17 protein-coding genes are annotated in these 18,130 nt (G+C 51.0%); 1 reads left to right on the plus strand and 16 read right to left on the minus strand.

Going from position 1 to position 18,130, the window contains the following annotated elements:
- Positions 1 to 179: 179 nt before the first annotated feature.
- The 12 genes from cheZ to flhD form a co-directional block, all read right to left on the minus strand.
- On the minus strand, positions 180 to 824 hold the full coding sequence (gene cheZ / locus ACJHW7_RS20405) for a protein phosphatase CheZ (RefSeq protein ID WP_000983609.1): 645 nt from the start codon (positions 822 to 824) through the stop codon (positions 180 to 182).
- Positions 825 to 834: 10 nt separating this feature from the next.
- Positions 835 to 1,224, minus strand: coding sequence for a chemotaxis response regulator CheY (gene cheY / locus ACJHW7_RS20410; protein ID WP_000763867.1), 390 nt, complete (start codon positions 1,222 to 1,224; stop codon positions 835 to 837).
- 14 nt (positions 1,225 to 1,238) lie between these two features.
- Positions 1,239 to 2,288, minus strand: coding sequence for a protein-glutamate methylesterase/protein glutamine deamidase (gene cheB, locus ACJHW7_RS20415; protein ID WP_000036378.1), 1,050 nt, complete (start codon positions 2,286 to 2,288; stop codon positions 1,239 to 1,241).
- Positions 2,289 to 2,290: 2 nt separating this feature from the next.
- Positions 2,291 to 3,151, minus strand: coding sequence for a protein-glutamate O-methyltransferase CheR (gene cheR, locus ACJHW7_RS20420; protein WP_000204335.1), 861 nt, complete (start codon positions 3,149 to 3,151; stop codon positions 2,291 to 2,293).
- Positions 3,152 to 3,169: 18 nt separating this feature from the next.
- Complete coding sequence (tap, locus tag ACJHW7_RS20425) at positions 3,170 to 4,771, minus strand: methyl-accepting chemotaxis protein IV (RefSeq protein ID WP_000483220.1); 1,602 nt, start codon at positions 4,769 to 4,771, stop codon at positions 3,170 to 3,172.
- A 45-nt stretch (positions 4,772 to 4,816) separates the two neighbouring features.
- Positions 4,817 to 6,478: a methyl-accepting chemotaxis protein II gene (tar, locus tag ACJHW7_RS20430; protein WP_001297437.1), complete on the minus strand. Its 1,662-nt coding sequence runs from the start codon at positions 6,476 to 6,478 to the stop codon at positions 4,817 to 4,819.
- Positions 6,479 to 6,622: 144 nt separating this feature from the next.
- A complete protein-coding gene (cheW, locus tag ACJHW7_RS20435) occupies positions 6,623 to 7,126 on the minus strand; it encodes a chemotaxis protein CheW (RefSeq protein ID WP_000147302.1) in 504 nt (167 codons plus the stop codon).
- 20 nt (positions 7,127 to 7,146) lie between these two features.
- Positions 7,147 to 9,111: a chemotaxis protein CheA gene (gene cheA, locus ACJHW7_RS20440; protein ID WP_001300654.1), complete on the minus strand. Its 1,965-nt coding sequence runs from the start codon at positions 9,109 to 9,111 to the stop codon at positions 7,147 to 7,149.
- A 4-nt stretch (positions 9,112 to 9,115) separates the two neighbouring features.
- Positions 9,116 to 10,042 (minus strand): flagellar motor protein MotB, encoded by a 927-nt coding sequence (motB, locus tag ACJHW7_RS20445; RefSeq protein ID WP_000795630.1) that lies wholly within the window; start codon positions 10,040 to 10,042, stop codon positions 9,116 to 9,118.
- Positions 10,039 to 10,926: a flagellar motor stator protein MotA gene (gene motA / locus ACJHW7_RS20450; RefSeq protein ID WP_000906336.1), complete on the minus strand. Its 888-nt coding sequence runs from the start codon at positions 10,924 to 10,926 to the stop codon at positions 10,039 to 10,041. The genes motB and motA overlap by 4 nt, the downstream gene beginning before the upstream one ends.
- Positions 10,927 to 11,052: 126 nt before the next feature.
- The gene (gene flhC / locus ACJHW7_RS20455) at positions 11,053 to 11,631 is read right to left on the minus strand and encodes a flagellar transcriptional regulator FlhC (RefSeq protein ID WP_001291603.1); all 579 of its coding nucleotides are present in this window, start codon (positions 11,629 to 11,631) and stop codon (positions 11,053 to 11,055) included.
- Between the two features lie 2 nt (positions 11,632 to 11,633).
- Positions 11,634 to 11,984, minus strand: a complete 351-nt coding sequence (gene flhD / locus ACJHW7_RS20460; RefSeq protein ID WP_001295647.1) for a flagellar transcriptional regulator FlhD — start codon at positions 11,982 to 11,984, stop codon at positions 11,634 to 11,636.
- Between the two features lie 779 nt (positions 11,985 to 12,763).
- Between flhD and uspC the strand changes: the two genes are divergently transcribed.
- Positions 12,764 to 13,192: a universal stress protein UspC gene (gene uspC / locus ACJHW7_RS20465; protein ID WP_000122426.1), complete on the plus strand. Its 429-nt coding sequence runs from the start codon at positions 12,764 to 12,766 to the stop codon at positions 13,190 to 13,192.
- 6 nt (positions 13,193 to 13,198) lie between these two features.
- On the opposite strand, the gene otsA is transcribed toward uspC, so the two are convergent.
- From otsA to araG, 4 genes are all read right to left on the minus strand, one after another.
- Positions 13,199 to 14,623 (minus strand): alpha,alpha-trehalose-phosphate synthase, encoded by a 1,425-nt coding sequence (gene otsA / locus ACJHW7_RS20470; RefSeq protein ID WP_001295646.1) that lies wholly within the window; start codon positions 14,621 to 14,623, stop codon positions 13,199 to 13,201.
- A complete protein-coding gene (gene otsB / locus ACJHW7_RS20475) occupies positions 14,598 to 15,398 on the minus strand; it encodes a trehalose-phosphatase (RefSeq protein ID WP_001295645.1) in 801 nt (266 codons plus the stop codon). Before otsB ends, otsA begins: the two co-directional genes overlap by 26 nt.
- Positions 15,399 to 15,564: 166 nt before the next feature.
- Positions 15,565 to 16,551 (minus strand): arabinose ABC transporter permease AraH, encoded by a 987-nt coding sequence (gene araH / locus ACJHW7_RS20480; protein ID WP_000100205.1) that lies wholly within the window; start codon positions 16,549 to 16,551, stop codon positions 15,565 to 15,567.
- 14 nt (positions 16,552 to 16,565) lie between these two features.
- On the minus strand, positions 16,566 to 18,080 hold the full coding sequence (gene araG / locus ACJHW7_RS20485) for an arabinose ABC transporter ATP-binding protein AraG (RefSeq protein ID WP_001187819.1): 1,515 nt from the start codon (positions 18,078 to 18,080) through the stop codon (positions 16,566 to 16,568).
- Positions 18,081 to 18,130 lie beyond the last annotated feature (50 nt).

Here is an 18,130-nt window from a genome sequence, read left to right on the forward strand (position 1 = left end):
TTAAGCGTGAATGATGCCAGAGCGCAAAGCGTTCAATGGTTTGAGTAAGGGGCAAAACAGGCGGGATTTAGGGCTTTTGCTGCCACACATCAAGCATAGTGTGCGTTTGTCGGATGCGGCGTCATCGCCTTATCAGACCGCCTGATATGACGTGGTCACGCCACATCAGGCAATACAAATCAAAATCCAAGACTATCCAACAAATCGTCCACCTGATCCTGACTGGCTACCACACCGGCTTTGCTGGTATCGACCTGAGGTCCATTAAGCAAACTCTGGTTTTCACGTTTTGGACGCGACTCCTGTTCCGGGATGTTTTCCAACAGCACCATCAGCAACTGGCGTTCGATCTCCTGAATGACATCCATCATCCGCTTAATGACCTGCCCGGTGAGATCCTGAAAATCCTGCGCCATCATGATTTCCAGCAGTTGCGCGTTAGTAAAGCTGGTATGCGCGGGTACATCTGCCAGAAATTGTCGTGTATCTGTTACCAGTTCACGGGCGTCGGCAAGGTCAATCGGATCGGCAAACCAGTCATCCCAACGTTGGGTTAACGCTTTTGCTGATTTCTCCATTTGATCCTGATGCGGTTGTGACGCCTCAACACTGTTCAGCGCCCGCTCCGCAGCCTGGGCGGTCATCTGCACAACATAGTACAAACGATCGCGCGCATCGGGGATGGCTTCCGCCGCTTCGGCAATGGCCTGATCCAGCCCCAGTTCCCGCAAACTGTCGCGCAGCATACGCGTCAGGCTGCCGATGCGCGCAATGATATCGCCAGCTGAATGCTCGTCAGCAGGTTTGATTGATGGTTGCATCATAGTCGCATCCTCACATGCCCAGTTTCTCAAAGATTTTGTTGAGTTTTTCCTCCAGCGTCGCGGCGGTAAATGGCTTCACCACATAGCCACTGGCCCCCGCTTGCGCCGCAGCAATGATGTTCTCTTTCTTCGCTTCTGCAGTCACCATTAACACTGGCAATGCCGACATCGCGCCATCCGCACGAATTGTTTTCAGCAATTCCAGGCCATCCATATTGGGCATGTTCCAGTCGGAGATAACAAATCCATAACCGCCTGCCTGCAACTTATTGAGAGCGTCGACGCCATCTTCCGCTTCCTCAACATTATTGAATCCCAGCTCTTTCAGCAGGTTACGCACTATGCGTCGCATGGTGGAAAAGTCATCCACAACCAAAAATTTAAGTTCTTTATCCGCCATTTCACACTCCTGATTTAAATACGTATCGCCTGTCCGGCACTAATTTTTGCCAACATTTGCTGGCTTACCTGGCTAAGATCGACCACTTCGCAGACACCACCCATATTGATGGCCTCGCGCGGCATGCCGAACACCACGCAACTTGCTTCGTTTTGCGCAAGGGTCCATGCCCCCGCCTGACGCATCGCCAACATTCCCGCCGCGCCGTCGTTGCCCATACCGGTCAGGATCACCCCAACCGCATTACGCCCCGCCTGTTTGGCGACAGAATGGAACAACACATCTACCGAAGGCCGATGACGGTTAACCGCCGGGCCATCGTGAATTTTGATTTGGTAATTTGCGCCACTACGCGACAGCTCCATATGCCGATCGCCCGGCGCAATATAGGCATGCCCCGGCAAGACACGTTCTCCGTCTTCGGCTTCTTTAACCCCGATCTGGCAAAGCTTATTAAGTCTGTCGGCAAAAGAGCGGGTGAAACCGGGCGGCATATGTTGGGTAATTAACAATGCCGGGCTGGAAAGCGGCAACGGTTGCAGTACGTGACGAATTGCCTCAGTTCCACCCGTTGAAGCACCAATCGCAATCAGTTTTTCAGAACTCAACAACGGACCCGCCTTCAGCGTTGTCGGTGCTGACAATGGCTTATGTGCTGCAAGGCTCGCCTTTGCTGCTGTACGCACCTTTTCAGCAATCATTTCGCTATACGCCAGCATTCCTTCGCGAATACCCAGTTGCGGTTTGGTGACAAAATCTATCGCCCCCAGCTCCAGCGCGCGCAGCGTGACTTCTGACCCTTTGCCAGTCAGGGAAGAAACCATCACTACGGGCATTGGACGCAAACGCATTAATTTTTCGAGGAAATCCAGTCCGTCCATCCGCGGCATTTCAACATCCAGCGTCAGCACATCGGGATTGAATTTCTTAATCAAGTCACGCGCGACCAGCGGATCAGGCGCGGTCGCCACCATTTCCATGTCGCTATGGCTGTTGATGATTTCTGTCATGATCTGGCGCATCAGTGCCGAATCATCGACAGATAACACCCTGATTTTGCTCATCTTTAATCCTTACTTAGCGCATACACCGTCTGACCACGCAGCGTGAAGCGGCGCTCAAGGTGGCTAAAGTTTTCAGAGTGACCCGCAAACAGCAATCCGTCGGGTTTAAGGAGCGGAACAAAGCGGCGCAAAATCTCCTGCTGGGTATTTTGATCGAAGTAGATCATGACGTTACGACAGAAGATCGCATCAAACGGCCCCGGCACGGTGTACTGTTTCGCCAGTAGATTCAGCGGGGCAAAATCAACATAGTTCGCCAGCTCCTGACGCACGCGTACCAGCCCTTCATGCGGTCCCGTCCCTCGCATGAAATACCGTTGCAGTTGCTGCGGCGTCAGGTTTTTCAACTCTTCATGGCGATAAATACCGCTTCTGGCTTTTTCCAGCACTTCGGTGTCGATATCACTGGCAAACACTTTCCAGCGTCCGGGCGCGGTGCCCAATGTGTCAGCCAGCGTCATCGCAATGCTGTACGGCTCTTCGCCGGTCGAAGCCGCCGCGCTCCATACGCGATACTCGCCAGAACGGCGACGTGCGTGATCCGCGAGCAGAGGGAAATGGTGTGCCTCACGGAAAAATGCCGTCAGATTCGTGGTCAGCGAATTGATAAACGCCTGCCACTCACCGCTGTGCTGATTAGATTCCAGCAAGTTCAGATAATGACCGAAATCCGTCAGTCCCAGCGAACGCAAACGACGAACCAGTCGGTTGTAAACCATGTCGCGTTTATGGTCAGCCAGAACGATCCCGGCTCGTTGATAGATCAATTGACTTATCCGCCGAAAATGCGCGTCGGAAAGCGCCAGGCGCTCGGTCATCTGTAACAATAAAGACGTTTGCCCACAGGGCAGAGATGAAGTCATAGCGCCTTCTCAATCACTTCAGGATACCACTGGCGCAATTTGTAACTGCGCCGACTCATGTCGTGCTACTTCATGTTCTTCAAGGGTAAATACCGCCACACGCGACGAAAGATGGTCGGCCTGATTCGCCAGTTGTTCCGTTGCCACCGCCGCTTCTTCTACCAGCGAGGCGTTCTGCTGAGTCACCTGATCCATCTGGCTGACAGCCTGTGCAACCTGCTCAATCCCCCGCTGTTGTTCTTCCGACGCAGAGGCAATTTCTCCCATAATGTCGTTCACGCGGGTCACCGAACTGACAATATCGATCATGGTCGCGGCGGCGTTATTCACCAGTTTCGAACCCTGCTGGACACGATTGACTGACTCTTCGATCAGCCCTTTGATCTCTTTTGCTGCCTGCGCGCTACGGCTGGCAAGATTGCGCACTTCACCTGCCACTACCGCAAAACCACGCCCCTGCTCTCCGGCGCGAGCCGCTTCCACTGCCGCATTCAGGGCCAGAATATTGGTCTGGAAAGCAATTCCGTCGATAACGCTGATAATGTCGCCAATTTTTTGCGAGCTGGTGGCGATCTCCTGCATGGTGTGAGTCATGGTACTGACCTGAACACCGCCCGCCTGCGCCGTTGTCGCGGCATTTTTTGCCAGTTCCGACGCCTGTCGTGCGTTATCGGCGTTTTGCCCTACCGTGGCGGTTAATTGCTCCATACTGGCGGCCGTTTGTGCCAGCGATGCCGCCTGCTGTTCGGTACGACTTGAGAGATCGTTATTGCCTGCGACAATCTCCGCGATACCAATGTGCATCTCCTGGCTTCCCTTACGCACATCACTTACCGTCCCACGCAAAGCCTGCTGCATGGTCTTCAGACTGGCAAAAATGGCGGTGATCTCATTACGACCATATACCGCAATCGGACGCGCCAGATTACCCGCAGCAATGCTGTCAAAATGGCTACCGATAATGGCCAGTGGTTGAACAATCATCTTGCGCGTCCACCACAGCGCACTGCTGATGTAGATTGCCGCAACAATAATCATGCTGATAAACACCAGTGCCGAAATCTGATAGTTACGCTGGCTTTGCGCACTGGCGGCTTCCAGCACATGGTTGATCTCCAGCTGCCAGGCCTCAAAGTTAACGTCAAACGCATTCTGTGATCCCTGCACCGGCGCAGTGAGGAAATCCGAAAGTTGATTACTTTCAAGCCAGGTCGCCTGATGTTCGAGATCGTTGTGCCAGCGGGCAAAACTTTTCTCCGTCTCTTTTTGCAATGCCCTGACGTGCTCGTTGCCCGCAGTCATCGCCATAAAACTTTTAAACAGCGTGGTGGATTGCGTCAGACTGGCGCGCGCCGTCGTCATCAACGTTTTAATGTCATCCGCCGGATAGCTAAGTGCCGTCAGAGTGCCCGCTTTGTTCAGCGCGGTACTGGCCTGTAACATTACCGCCCGAGTTTGCGCTAATGCCGCACGTTGCTGATTGCTCTGCTCGACCTGATTCAGTCGTTGCAAATCGTCGCGAAATGCCCAAAAAGACATGCCGTTACTGCCAATCTGCAAGATCCCGCAGAGAATCAAAATTAAAAACAGCGTGGTCGAAATTCGAATACGATTAAACATCAACGCTCCCCATCAGGCGGCAATGACCGCGTTAGTAAATACTCGTCAAAATGTTTCCCAGTTTGGATCTTGTTCAGCAATTCGCAGTCGTGGCTGAGCCGGTGGTTGCTCACTGGCAGGACGGGATGGTGTTTGCGGTTTATTGGTGAGTGGGCTGGCTGCCAGACGGAACGCGGAAACCGCTTGCGTTAAACGACTCGCCTGTTCTTCCAGCGCAGCGGCGGCGGCAGCTGATTCCTGCACCAGCGATGCGTTCTGTTGCGTGACGCGATCCATTTCCGAAACCGCCAATGCGACTTGATCGATGCCACGACTCTGTTCATCCGATGCCGATGCAATCTCGCCCATAATGTCAGTCACGCGAGTGACAGCATTGACGATATTGTTCATTGTTTCCCCGGCGCTTTCGACCAGCACCGAACCGGTATCAACGCGTGAGACGGAGTCTTCAATGAGGGCTTTGATCTCTTTTGCCGCCTGGGCGCTGCGACTGGCAAGATTACGCACTTCACCCGCCACCACGGCAAAACCACGGCCCTGTTCACCCGCACGCGCGGCTTCAACCGCGGCATTCAGCGCGAGGATATTAGTCTGGAAGGCAATACCGTCGATAACGCTGATAATGTCGGCAATTTTCTTCGAACTATCGGCGATCTCATGCATCGTTTTCACTACGCCATCCACCACTTTGCCGCCGTGCTGGGCGGTGTCGGAGGCACTTTGCGCCAGTTGCGAGGCCTGGCGGGCGTTATCGGCGTTTTGCTTCACTGTCGCGGTGAGCTGCTCCATGCTGGCGGCAGTTTCTTCCAGCGCGGATGCCTGCTGTTCAGTACGGGAGGAAAGATCGGTGTTGCCCGCCGCAATTTCACGGGTACCGGCATAGATGGCATCTGAACCTTCGCGGACATGAGTGACGGTGTCAGTCAAAGAGCGTTGCATATGTGAAACGCTCTGCGCCAGGTCGCCCATTTCACTGCGCCCGTCAATGGTCAGGGTATTCGCCAGGTTACCACCGGCGATTTCGCGAATGTGAGCAATAATTTTTGCCAGCGGAGTAAGCAACATACGGCGAATGCCGTACCACGCCACCAGCAGAATCAATACCACCACCAGCGCGATAACCGCCAGTTGCCACTGGGCAAATCGGTAATCATCTGCGTTGTCAGTGACGATATCGCGATACAGTTTTTCACTGCTGAGGGCGTACTGAGCAAACGCTTCGCCCATTGCATTTTGCATTCCCTGGGTTGGCTGAGCGAAATAAGCTCCAGTATTGCCATAATCTAGATAATCAATCAGTTCAGTTAACGCTGTGTAATAGTTTTTATATTTTTCATCAATATTACGACTGGTAGCGACCATTTCAGGTAACGGTGCCATGCTTTTGAATTTTTTATAATGCGTCGCTGCCTGCGCCAATGTTTTCCTGGCGCTATCGAGCAATTCAACTTTGGCGTTACTTTGTTGATTAGAGGAATCCATCATCATCCGCACCGCTGAACGACTCAGGTTAATGCGCGTTTGCAGCATTAAATCCCAGGTTGACGTCAGCTCGCCCTGCTGTTCCCGCAATTGATTGGAAACCACAAAGCTCTTCTGGCTATGGTGAAGGGAAGAAAAAAACAGACTGCCGGAAATAAGCTGTAACAGTGCGAATACCCCCAGCACCATTACCAACAGCGTGACTACGCGGATACGGTTAATCATAAGGCACCTTCCTGAAAACAAGTTGATCTCGTTATCGGCAAGAAGGGGGGAAACTTTATTGCTGATGCCACCCGCCGCGAAATTGAAATAAAAAACCCGATGCGCAGATCATCGGGTTCATTTCAATTGAGGAAATCGGGAGAATTACGCCACTTCTGACGCCGCGCTATCTAACAGCGCCATCTCTTCGCTGTTCAGCAGTTTTTCGATGTTCACCAGAATCAACATACGGTCGCCCAGTGCGCCCAGTCCAGTGAGATATTCTGTTGAAAGCGTCACGGCAAACTCTGGTGCCGGACGAATTTGCTCCGCCGTCAATGAAAGCACGTCTGAAACGCCGTCAACCACGATGCCGACCACCCGCTGTCCGAGATTCAGGACGATAACTACCGTGTTGTCGTTATAGTCCACATCCACCTGGCTGAACTTAATTCGTAAGTCAACAATCGGCACAATAACGCCGCGCAGATTCGTGACGCCTTTGATAAACGCTGGCGTGTTCGCAATCCGTGTTACCTGATCGTAGCCACGGATCTCCTGCACTTTCAGGATATCAATACCGTACTCTTCATCACCAAGGGTAAATACCAGAAATTCCTGGCCTGACGGCTCGCTGGCCAGCTTTGTTACATTCGTCATACCGGTCATATTGTTACCTTTTTACTCATTCAGGCGGCGGTGTTCGCCATACGTTGTTCGCGGTTTATCGCCTGCAAGGCGGAGACATCAACAATCAGTGCCACGCTGCCGTCGCCAAGAATGGTCGCAGCAGAAATGCCGGGGACTTTGCGATAGTTACTTTCAAGGTTTTTAACCACAACCTGGTGTTGACCAATTAATTGATCCACCAGCAAGGCGTAGCGGCGACCGCCACTTTGTAAGATCACAACAATTCCCTGGGTGGCTTCGGTTTTCGCGCCCGCGACGTTGAACACTTTCCACAGTTCGACGATGGGCAGATATTCACCCCGCACTTCCAGCACCCGCTCGCCGCCGGCCAGTGGATGCAGATCGGCTTCACGGGGTTGCAGTGATTCCATGACAGCATTCAGCGGCAGAATGAAAACTTCATCCGCAACGCGTACGGACATGCCGTCGAGGATGGCCAACGTCAGCGGCAGTAAAATGCGGATCGTAGTGCCAGTACCCTGCTTCGACTGGATTTCGACATGACCGCCCATCTCCTGGATATTACGTTTAACGACGTCCATGCCGACGCCGCGCCCGGAGACGTCGGTGACCTGCTCCGCCGTGGAGAAGCCAGGTGCAAATATCAGCATTGCAACTTCGTCGTCGCTCATGTTTTCGCTGACAGTCAAACCTTGCGAGGCCGCTTTTGCCAGAATTCGCTCACGGTTTAGCCCCGCCCCATCGTCGGTCACTTCAATGCAAATGTTGCCGCCCTGATGTTCGGCAGACAGAATTAAATTTCCGACGCTGTTTTTACCTGCGGCGAGCCGTTTTTCTGGCAGTTCAATACCGTGATCGAGGCTATTGCGTACCAGGTGGGTCAGCGGGTCGATAATGCGTTCTATCAGGCTTTTGTCGAGTTCAGTAGAACTGCCCACCAGCGTCAGTTCTACCTGCTTGCCGAGTTTTCCCGCCAGATCACGCACCAGCCGGGGATAGCGACTAAAAACATATTCCATCGGCATCATGCGAATCGACATCACTGATTCCTGCAAATCACGGGCGTTACGTTGTAACTGCCCCATGCTGGTTATCAAATCACCATGATTAACCGGGTCCAGTTCGCTGGAACGCTGGGCAAGCATGGACTGGGTGATAACCAGCTCGCCGACGAGGTTAATTAATTGATCAACCTTTTCTACCGCTACACGGATGCTGGTGGATTCATTGCTGCGCGTCGTTTTTTCCCGCTCCACGCGGCCGGTTGGCGCTTGTTCGGCTGCCAGTTTAAGCACTGGTGGGGTGGATATTTTTGGCGAGACTTCTACTGTTTCAAAAGTAATCTGATCGGCTTCAATCACAAAACAGAGTACCGCTGTGATGTCATCTTCGGCAATGTCGCCCGGTAATATTGCCGAGAGCGAATCCGCCCCTTTCACCACGTCAGTTAACGTTGTCAGATGTCCCAGTTCTTCTTCCAGCAGGTCGACTTCCCCGGCCTTCAGGCGCGAAAGGATAATTCGTCGCGGCGACTGACTGCGACTCTGCTCATCTTGCGGTTCACTTTTGGCAACCACACTTAATCGGGTCACTGCGGATGGCGTTTCGCCTTTCGCTTCTAATGCCAGTTGACGCAAGGCCTGGCAGATATAATCGAAGCTGGCGGCATCCGGCTCTTGCGACTGTTTATAAGCGTCGAGCTGTTCTTGCATGATGTCCTTCGTTTCCAAAAACAGATTGATAATGTCGGTGTTGAGTTGCATCTCACCTCGTCTGGCTTCATCGAGCAGGTTTTCCATCAGATGCGTGGTTTCCTGCAAAACGCTGAAGCCAAAAGTTCCTGCCCCTCCTTTGATCGAGTGGGCAGCCCGAAAGATGGCATTCAATTGTTCGGCATCTGGCGCTTCCGGCTGCAAAACCAGCAGATGCTGCTCCATGTCAGCCAACAGTTCGTCCGCTTCATCAAAAAATGTCTGATAAAAATCGCTTATATCCATGCTCACGCTGTCACCTCGGTTCGGCTGATGGCATTGTGGGAACACTGACCTGTGGTGCAACCTCAGGTTTTTCCAGGGCGCTTACTGGCTCATTCTGGCTTTCGGCGTTTTCATGCAAAATGGCCTGTTCGGCTTGTTTGTTCAGTACCAGCAGGCTGATGCGACGGTTGACGGCATCATCAGGTCCGCGATCGCTTAAGCGCATCGTTGCCGCCATGCCGACAACACGTAACACTTTGCCGCTATCCAACCCGCCGACCATCAGTTCGCGGCGGGATGCATTGGCCCGATCGGCAGAAAGCTCCCAGTTGCTGTAACCTTTCTCACCGCTGGCGTAGGGAAAATCATCGGTATGACCTGAAAGGCTAATACGGTTGGGAATACCGTTCAGTACAGGCGCGATGGCGCGCAGAATGTCGCGCATATAGGGTTCGACATCGGCACTGCCGGTTCTAAACATCGGGCGATTCTGGCTATCGATGATCTGAATACGTAGACCTTCCTGGACCAGATCGATTTTGAGATGTGGACGCAACGCCCGCAGTTTCGGATCGGACTCTATCAACTGGTCGAGATCACCCCGCAATTTCCGCAATCGACTTTGCTCCATGCGTTTTTTCAACTCTTCGATGTTCGGCTGCTTATTCACTTCCCCCTGGCTTTGGGTGTAATCATCACCACCGCCGGGAATTGGGCTTTCACTATTAGAAATGCGATCGCCGCCCGTAACCGCAGTCGCCAGTGGAGTCCGGAAGTACTCCGCAATCTGAATCAGCTCTTTTGGGCTGGAGATGGAGATCAGCCACATCACCAGAAAAAAGGCCATCATCGCAGTCATAAAGTCGGCATAAGCAATCTTCCACGATCCATGTGCTGCCCCGTGGCTTTTGGCTTTGCGTCGTTTGACGACAATAATCGGATGCGCTTGATTCTTCATGCTTCCTCGGTTGTCGTCTGTTGTTGCGGATTTTTCACCGCACGCACATGCTCTTCCAGTTCAATAAACGACGGACGTTCGCTGGAATAGAGCGTTTTGCGACCAAACTCAACGGCGATAGGCGGTGCGTAACCGTTCAGATTAGAAAGCAGAGTGACTTTGACGCACTGCATCATTTTGCTGGTTTCGGCGCTTTTCTGACGTAAAACACTCGCTAATGGGGAAATAAATCCGTAAGCCAATAAAATGCCGAGGAAAGTCCCCACCATCGCATGTGCGATAAGCGCACCCAGCTCGGCGGCAGGACGATCGGCTGAACCTAACGCGTGAACGACCCCCATTACAGCCGCGACAATACCAAACGCCGGAAGTGAGTCCCCGACCAGCGCCAGACTGTTCGCCGGGACTTCTGCCTCGCTTTCGTGCGTCTCAATCTCTTCATCCATCAGGGCTTCGATTTCGAAGGTGTTCATATGACCGCTGATAATCAGACGCAGATAATCGACGATAAAATCAAGCATGACGCTATCCGCGAGGATGCGTGGGTAGCTGGCGAAGATCTCGCTCTCACGGGGATTTTCAATATCACGTTCCAGCGAAAACATCCCCATCTGCCGCGATTTCGCCATCAACCGATAAAGCAGAGCCAGCAGATCCATATACATTGCTTTGGTGTATTTGGAGCGACGAAACAGCAACGGCAGCGCCTTCAGCGTGCCTTTAATCGCTTTGCCATTATTGCCGACGATAAACGACCCAATCCCTGCACCGGCAATAATCACCAGTTCAGCGGGTTGATAGAGTGCTCCAAGGCTTCCACCGGTCATCAAATAACCGCCGAAAACTGTACCGAGAACAACCAGGTAACCTAATAAGATAAGCACGACATCATCCTTCCACTGTTGACCATGACAGGATGTTCAGTCGTCAGGCGTTAACGCGCGATTGGGGCAAAAAAAAGCAGCGGTACGTCGTTACCGCTGCTGGAATGTTGCGCCTCACCGTATCAGTTAAACAGCCTGTACTCTCTGTTCATCCAGCAGTTGTGGGATAATATCGGCAGGATTCTGGGAAAGTTTACGTCTTTTTACTGCCCGGGATGGCGGTTGACATAAGCTGCAGGCAAAGCTGCCAACAGGCTGGTGAGCGTGGGTAATAAAATTGCCGCCGCAGCAGTTGCAGCTGGAAAGTTGCAGTAATCCACTTTCAACAAACCGCACCAATGTCCAGGCACGGGTTAATGCCAGCAGTGGTCCTTCTTCTGCTTGTGGGCACTGTTCAAGGTATAAACGGTAGGCTTTGATCACCGCATCGACGCCATTACACAAACCGGTTTTCAGTAAAAACTGCCATGCATTACAGAACATCGAAGCATGAACGTTTTGTTCCCAGGTCATAAACCAGTCGGTTGAGAATGGCAGCATGCCTTTCGGCGGTGGGCTTCCGCGCAGTTCTTTATAAAGTTTTATCAGGCGTCCGCGACTTAACTGTGTTTCGCTTTCCAGCATCTGCAAACGAGCGCCCAGGGTGATCAATTCCATTGCCAGCTGAATATCCCGCGCTTCCTGAACAATGCTTTTTTCACTCATGATCAGGCCCTTTTCTTGCGCAGCGCTTCTTCAGGCTGATTAACATCATTCAGCAAGCGTGTTGAGAGCATGATGCCGGTATGAATTTGCTGGAGATCGTCAACGCGGGAATCTTGCGTCAACTGAGTAATCGTCTGGTGGCTGTCAAAACGGAAGTGACAAACCAGTTGATTGGTTTCTGCCAGCTTAACCATTTGCGGAAGAGTCAGTGCCGCTAACGTTGTCGCCATTTCTTCATTTATGCCGAGACGAAACATAGCGGACGCTTTGTCCTGAACAATCAAACGCTGTGCAAGTAGTAAATATGACAAGTTGATGTCATAAATGTGTTTCAGCAACTCGGAGGTATGCATTATTCCCACCCAGAATAACCAACTTTATTTTTATGCGGTTTCACCGCACCCCGTGATGTCGCCGGGAAGCCCCGGTAAAAAATAATTAGCATTAGAATAGTTGCGATAAGCTGCAATAAGCAGAACCACCTTTTTGGTTTAATATGTCCTTACAAATAGAAATGAGTCTTTACACTTATCTAAGATTTTTCCTAAATCGACGCAACTGTACTCGTCACTACACGCACATACAACGGAGGGGGGCTGCGATTTTCAATAATGTGTGATGCAGATCACACAAAACACTCAATTACTTAACATAAATGTATAAGTCATACTTTTGTTTTGGGTGTATTTCAATCTGTTAAAAAGTTTTTCGCTACGCTAGCAAGCAAAAATGAAACAGGAATAATCGAAATGGGATGTTGCGCACAGTCAAAATAACTCACCGTAAATAATCATCTGCTATAAATAATCACTTTCATGCAATACCAGATAAGCTATTTTTAAACAGACACTTACCGCACAACAAACTAATTAAATACAAAGAAAGGCAACAATCAACTTAATGTTAATGAAATGTTTTACATATATTAACCACTTGTTTAATGCGGAGAATCAGTACACTATTTTCTTATAATTACATTTGAAATTATATGATCACCGGGAGTGATTGATTAATTGTCTTTACTAATAATCAGACTAATATTTACCAGTTTGACCGAGTTGGGATTGCGTCGTTTCTCCATTAGGAGTAAAGCTTTAATGTCACCTGAAGTTCACAGAATAAGGAACAGGTTATGAGCTATAGCAATATTCTTGTCGCTGTTGCGGTTACACCGGAAAGTCAGCAACTGCTGGCAAAAGCGGTATCTATCGCCAGGCCAGTAAAGGGACACATCAGTTTAATTACTCTCGCTTCCGACCCGGAAATGTACAATCAATTAGCTGCGCCGATGCTTGAAGATTTACGCAGCGTGATGCAGGAAGAAACGCAAAGCTTTCTTGATAAGTTAATTCAGGATGCGGGGTATCCCGTTGACAAGACGTTTATTGCCTACGGTGAGTTAAGCGAACATATTCTGGAAGTATGTCACAAGCATCATTTCGATTTGGTGATTTGCGGTAATCACAATCACAGTTTCTTTTCGCGAGCATCCTGCTCGGCGAAAAGAGTTATTGCCTCAAGTGAGGTCGATGTGCTGTTAGTTCCACTTACGGGAGATTAACCGCTCCTACGCAAGCTTTGGAAAGGTAGCAACTTTATCGCGCTGCTGGCTTTCCGCGCTTCGCGGAACTATCTGCTTTAGGTCGCTAATGAAGCACTCCTGCCAGTGGTTAATATCGTTTTTCACGATAACGTCCAGCATTTCTGCATGACGGGAAATACGTTCCGCCAGCGACATAGTCAATGCACGATCCAGCGCAGCTGCAACTTCGTCACGATCGTAGGGGTTAACAATTAACGCCGACGTTAACTCGTTTGCCGCTCCCGCAAATTGCGAAAGAACAAGAACGCCCGGATTGGCTGGGTCCTGAGCAGCAACATACTCTTTTGCTACCAGGTTCATCCCGTCACGCAGTGGCGTCACTAAGCCCACGTCAGAGTAGCGGAATATTTTCATCAGTAATTTACGGTCAAAATGCTGATTCAAATAATAAAGCGGCGTCCAGCCTAATTGCCCGTATTTACCATTAATTCGTCCAGCTTCATTTTCGAGCTGATGACGAATATCCTGATAGGCTTGCACATCACCACGCGACGTTGGTGCAATCTGGGTATAACGAATTTTACCATGATGCTGCGGATATTTTTCCAGCAACGCTTCATAGGCGAGAAAACGCTCTGGCAAACCTTTGGAATAATCCAGCCGTTCGACAGAAAAGATATTTTGTACGTTTTTCAGTTCCGCTTTAAGTTGCGCCAGTTTTGGCGGCAGTGGCCCGGCAGCCTGTTTGGCTATTTCTTTCGGTTCAATGCCGATCGGGTAGACTTCTGTTCGAAATGCTTTGCCCCAGGCTGTATGGCTTTTTGCGCTACGTGTCGTGACGCGGGTCAGGTTAGAAAGACAATCCAGGAACGCCAGACGATCGTTTTCTGTCTGGAAACCCAGCAAATCATAATCACAAAGCTGTTCAAGCAAGGTGTCATATGTCGGCAGCGCGTTGAAGATTTCCGGTGTCGGGAAAGGAATATGCAGAAAGAAACCAATGCGATTATTCACTCCCCGTTTGCGTAATTCATGCGCAAATGGCAACAGGTGATAATCGTGGATCCAGATAATGTCATCGTCTTGCAACAGCGGCAGTAATTTATCTGCCAGCAACGCATTTACGCGTAGATAGCCGTCCCAGGCAGGACGCTGAAATTGCACCAGATCGAGCCGATAATGAAAAGCGGGCCAGAGAACGGCATTGGAGAATTGGTTGTAGTATTCGTCAAGGTCCTGTTCGCTGAGGTTAAAAGAGGCCCACGTAATGTTACCTTTTTTCACCTTTTTTAGCGGCTGATCCTCATTCCCTGTTTCACCACTCCAGCCAAACCACAGTCCGCCTGCGGCTTTCAGTGCCCCCAGTATGCCAACGGCAAGGCCACCGGCACTGGCGGCGTGCTCGTCTGGTGGTGCAATCCGGTTAGATACTACGACTAAACGACTCATAGTCATCACTCCTGTTATTTTCTCTTTTTTGTTGTAATGCGGTGGTTATCATTTCAAGCCAGCTCCAGACATCCGGCACACCCGCCAGTCGCCATGATGCCTGAGTTGCACCTGTGCCAATTTTTACTGACATTCCGCCCAGTCGGTTAACGACTGCGAAGCCAGATTCATCGGTTAAATCATCGCCCAGAAATACGGGCGTTCGCCCGATAAAGGGAGCTTCCTGCATAAAAGCTGCAATTGCCTCACCTTTACTGGTACCTCTCGGTTTGATCTCGACAACACACTTTCCCTGCTGTAACGCCATTTGTGGCCAGATCTGAGTAATACGTTGCGCTAATGTCATTAATGCGTCTTCATGCTGCGGAGCCTGACGATAATGCAGCGCAAAAGCCATCCCTTTCGCCTCCAGCTCCGCGCCGGGATACTGAGCGATGACTGTATGCAGTTGCACGCTAATATCACGCGCAATCGCATCCGGCAGATGAACGATATGTGTTTTACCATTGATGTCACGGCGCTCCGCCCCATGCACGCCCGCTAACGGGAAGCGATAAGGTTTTGCCAGTGCGTCAAGCTCCACCATTGAGCGCCCTGATATCAATGCCAATGCACCATCACTTGCGGTTGCCAGTAGCTGTAGTCCTTGCAGAATATTGTCAGGCACGACGACCTGATCGGGATGCGGTTTGATTTCCGCCAGCGTTCCATCAAGATCAAAAAACCAGGCATATTTCGCGGATAGTTCAGGGGTTTCGGTTAACGGTTCTGTCACCCGGTTCTCCTCCTTCTCTTTTCTTATTATGTTGCGCAGAACGCGCTTTACAGACATGTAAGTATAGACAGTGTGACGGGGGTCGCCATTTGCAACGAAGAACAGCCAACCGTTATGGCGGTTGGCTATGGTGGGAAAAAACGCTAAATTGTTGCAGAAAAAAGCATCAGACAGTGCGTTTCGCTTTTTGCTTGTAACGGTCGAAGATCACCGCTGCCAGCAGGATTAAGCCGCGAACCACGTACTGCGCGAAAGGAGAAATATTAAGCAGGTTCATGGCGTTTTCCACGGTGCCTAAAATTAAGATACCCGCCACCACATATGAGATTTTTCCGATGCCACCTTTCAGAGAAACGCCACCTAAAACGCAGGCGGAGATAACAATCAGCTCATAACCAATCGACGTCATTGGCTGCCCACTGGTCATACGTGAAGCCAGAATAATTCCGGCTATCGCTGATACCAGGCCTGAGAGAACAAAGATAATAATTTTGGTGCGAACAACCGGTACACCCGCCAGACGCGCGGCCTCTTCGTTCCCGCCAATCGCCAGGGTGTTACGACCAAAGGTGGTTTTATTCAGCAGCAAACCAAAGATAATCAGACACGCGACGGTGAGCCAGATTGGCGCAGGCAGACCGAACCAGTTGGCGTAACCAAGGGCAAAGAAGCTTTCATCTTCGATACCGACCGCTTTACCGTCTGAAATGATGTACGCCAGACCTCGAACAATCTGCATCGTTGCCAATGTCGTGATCAGAGCATTTATTTTCAGTTTGGCGATAACAAAGCCATTGACCAGGCCACAGAGAACGCCCAGCAACAACCCCGCTGCCACGCCAATCCACAGGCTTTCAGTCAGGTTAATAACCACCGCCGTGGTGACACCCGCACAGGCAATTACGGAGGCGACAGAAAGGTCAAAGTCACCGGAAGCGAGGCAGAACAACATGCCACAAGCCACCATCCCCGACATGGAAATTGCCAGGCCCAACCCTTTCATATTAATGAAGGTGGCAAAATTTGGGACAAAAATGGCACAGGCGATAAAGAGCACCGCAAACACCACCAGCATGCCGTACTGATCCCAGATACGCCCGAAGCTGAATGACGACTTAGGTGCGCCAGACCCCGATGTAGAAACAGAAGACATCATACTCTCCTTACTCAGGCAACAGCCTGGCTGACTTTAGGCATCGCAAGGCTCAGTGCCTGACGCTCATCTGCCTGCTCGTGTAACAATTCACCGGCGATTTCACCTTCCCGCATCACCACAATCCGGTCGGCAACGCCGAGGACTTCAGGTAAGTCGCTGGAGGCAAACAGCACCGCCACGCCCTGCGCCGCCAGCGCATAAATTACGTTATATATTTCGTGCTTAGCGCCAACATCAATGCCGCGCGTAGGTTCATCCAGCAAAATGACCTTCATCTCTTCCGATAACCAGCGGCCCAGAATGGCTTTTTGCTGATTTCCGCCTGAGAGATTCATGATCAGTTGCTCCGCGCCCGGCGTTTTGATGTTGAGCGAACGAATGTGGTGATCGGCATTGTTTTCTTCCCAACCGTTGTTGATTACACAACCGCCGAGCACATGTTTACGTCTGGCACTGATGTTGATATTGTCGCGAACGGAGTGCACGGGAATAATGCCTTCCGCTTTGCGATCTTCCGGGCAGAGCATCATGCCTGCGGCAATGGCGTGGCTCGGTTTACGAATATCGATCGGCTGTTGGTCGATATAAACCTGACCGGCGGTGATTTGCGTCCCGCCAAACATGCCTTTCATTAATTCGCTACGCCCCGCCCCTACCAGACCAAACAGCCCAACAATTTCACCACTGCGAACCGCCAGACTTATTGGCGTACGCACGCCTGGTGCTTTCACAGCATCAAGACGTAGGCGCTCCTCGCCATAACTACGCGGTTGCCAGCCGTAGATATCGCCAATGTCGCGCCCGACCATCGCCTGCACCAGCGCGTCGTGGTCAACCTGCTGCATATCGGTAAAGGTTTTGACATAACGTCCATCTTTAAAGACAGTAATGGCATCGCTGAGGGCAAATATTTCTTCCATACGGTGAGAAACGTATAAGATTACCCGCCCCTCTTTTCGCAGTTCACGAATAACGCGGAAAAGATTGTCGATTTCACGGGCAGAAAGGGAGCTGGTTGGCTCATCAAAGGCGATAATTTTGGCGTTACGCGCCAGCGCTTTGGCGATTTCAACCATCTGCCACTGACCAATGGAGAGATATTTCAGCGGCGTGTCCGGGTCAATATCCATACCAAGATGTTTAAGTTGTAAACCCGCCTCATAATTCAGCAATGAGCGATTCACAATGCCGCCTTTATGCGGCAGCTGGCCGAGATAGATGTTTTCCGCGACGGTCATTTCCGGCACGAGATGCAGTTCCTGGTAAATAATCGCCACGCCCGCGTTAAGTGCTGCGGTCGTGTCGGAAAAGGACATTTCCTGCCCATTAATCACTACAGAACCCGTGGTTGGCGCATAGTTGCCGCTGAGGATTTTTAAGAGAGTTGATTTTCCTGCGCCATTTTCACCCATCAACGCATGAACCTGACCGGCATAGCAGTCAAAACTAATATCCGTCAGCGCCTTAACGCCGGGAAACGTTTTACCGATGCCGCGAAATGAGAGATACGGGGTAGACTGTTGCATAACGTCTCCGTGAATCACTGGTCGTTCACACCCCCTCTGCATCATGCAGA

The sequence above is a fragment of the Escherichia sp. WS1152 genome, from assembly GCF_046487665.1.
Lineage (GTDB): Bacteria > Pseudomonadota > Gammaproteobacteria > Enterobacterales > Enterobacteriaceae > Escherichia > Escherichia coli.

Bases quoted from the DNA above. Each gene is read 5' to 3' on its own strand.
- cheZ (WP_000983609.1), bottom strand. From the start codon at position 824: ATGATGCAACCATCAATCAAACCTGCTGACGAGCATTCAGCTGGCGAT.
- cheY (WP_000763867.1), bottom strand. From the start codon at position 1,224: ATGGCGGATAAAGAACTTAAATTTTTGGTTGTGGATGACTTTTCCACC.
- cheB (WP_000036378.1), bottom strand. From the start codon at position 2,288: ATGAGCAAAATCAGGGTGTTATCTGTCGATGATTCGGCACTGATGCGC.
- cheR (WP_000204335.1), bottom strand. From the start codon at position 3,151: ATGACTTCATCTCTGCCCTGTGGGCAAACGTCTTTATTGTTACAGATG.
- tap (WP_000483220.1), bottom strand. From the start codon at position 4,771: ATGTTTAATCGTATTCGAATTTCGACCACGCTGTTTTTAATTTTGATT.
- tar (WP_001297437.1), bottom strand. From the start codon at position 6,478: ATGATTAACCGTATCCGCGTAGTCACGCTGTTGGTAATGGTGCTGGGG.
- cheW (WP_000147302.1), bottom strand. From the start codon at position 7,126: ATGACCGGTATGACGAATGTAACAAAGCTGGCCAGCGAGCCGTCAGGC.
- motB (WP_000795630.1), bottom strand. From the start codon at position 10,042: ATGAAGAATCAAGCGCATCCGATTATTGTCGTCAAACGACGCAAAGCC.
- flhC (WP_001291603.1), bottom strand. From the start codon at position 11,631: ATGAGTGAAAAAAGCATTGTTCAGGAAGCGCGGGATATTCAGCTGGCA.
- flhD (WP_001295647.1), bottom strand. From the start codon at position 11,984: ATGCATACCTCCGAGTTGCTGAAACACATTTATGACATCAACTTGTCA.
- uspC (WP_000122426.1), top strand. From the start codon at position 12,764: ATGAGCTATAGCAATATTCTTGTCGCTGTTGCGGTTACACCGGAAAGT.
- otsA (WP_001295646.1), bottom strand. From the start codon at position 14,623: ATGAGTCGTTTAGTCGTAGTATCTAACCGGATTGCACCACCAGACGAG.
- araH (WP_000100205.1), bottom strand. From the start codon at position 16,551: ATGTCTTCTGTTTCTACATCGGGGTCTGGCGCACCTAAGTCGTCATTC.
- araG (WP_001187819.1), bottom strand. From the start codon at position 18,080: ATGCAACAGTCTACCCCGTATCTCTCATTTCGCGGCATCGGTAAAACG.